The organism is Piscirickettsia salmonis LF-89 = ATCC VR-1361, assembly GCF_000297215.2.
Classification (GTDB): domain Bacteria; phylum Pseudomonadota; class Gammaproteobacteria; order Piscirickettsiales; family Piscirickettsiaceae; genus Piscirickettsia; species Piscirickettsia salmonis.
Genome location: NZ_AMFF02000265.1, coordinates 1 through 861, shown reverse-complemented (window position 1 = coordinate 861; position 861 = coordinate 1). Strand labels below are relative to the sequence as shown.

The 861-nt window shown below is 28.2% G+C and carries 2 protein-coding genes; both read left to right on the top strand.

What is annotated here, in order from left to right:
* Positions 1 to 339 (top strand): VUT family protein (locus tag C200_RS16290; RefSeq protein WP_211250939.1); only part of this gene is annotated, 339 nt, incomplete at its 5' end.
* 1 nt (position 340) lies between these two features.
* Entirely contained in the window at positions 341 to 742 is a 402-nt protein-coding gene (locus C200_RS13980) for a GTP cyclohydrolase I family protein (protein ID WP_016212427.1), read from the top strand.
* The last annotated feature ends 119 nt before the right edge of the window (positions 743 to 861 follow it).

Here is an 861-nt window from a genome sequence, read left to right as displayed (position 1 = left end):
AAAAATTTCGACAAAAACAGATGGATAATTCCAGTTTTAAACTGTCTCACTTATGGGGGGTTGACAATATCTTCTAGTTTTTTAGGTATGTTAGTTGACTGCATTTTATTTAAGAGTATCGCTTATTTTAACATAATACCTACTTTAGAGCTTCCAAAGATTATTATAGAGTCATATTTATTTCGTATTGCTTGTGAAATATTATTTATTCCCTTTACTCTTTCGATCATTGGCTGGATAAAAAGAAAAGAGCATATTGATATTTATGATATAAATACAAAATTCACGCCATTTTCACTAGAAACCAGCTACACACAAGAAAATAATAGAAGAGGTTAACATGAATTCAGCTATTGTAGCGCATAAAAATATATTACCATATCATAATCATGAGATTAATCATTCACATATCCTTCAAGCTTTAAATGTTAACCAATCATTTAAGTTAAATATTTCATTAGAAAATCTAACCTTGATTAGTTTAAGCGCTAAAGACAACATAGAGTATACAGCGAACATATTTATTGAGTATGTACCAAATAATCTACTACTAGAGATTTTCTCTCTAAAAAACTATATTGAAGCTTTTAAAAGCTCTTCGACATATTTAGAACAAGTTATAGATATAATCTACAAAGATATACAACAAACAATCAAGCCAAATACACTTAAGGTAACGTTAAAAAGAAATTGTAAAGCTGATTTCCCCGTTACTTTAACAATAAACAGCAGTGATCAGTAAAGTATTTATTTAGCGGGTTCTATACCTGCTAAATTACATAATTGAGAAAAAATTTTATTAAAAGCGCTATTACATTTTGCACTTCTTTCAGACTTCAGTTGTAGAACTTTAGATCTAAT

Excerpts from the sequence above, each read along its gene's own strand:
- C200_RS13980 (WP_016212427.1), top strand. The coding sequence starts at position 341 with ATGAATTCAGCTATTGTAGCGCATAAAAATATATTACCATATCATAAT.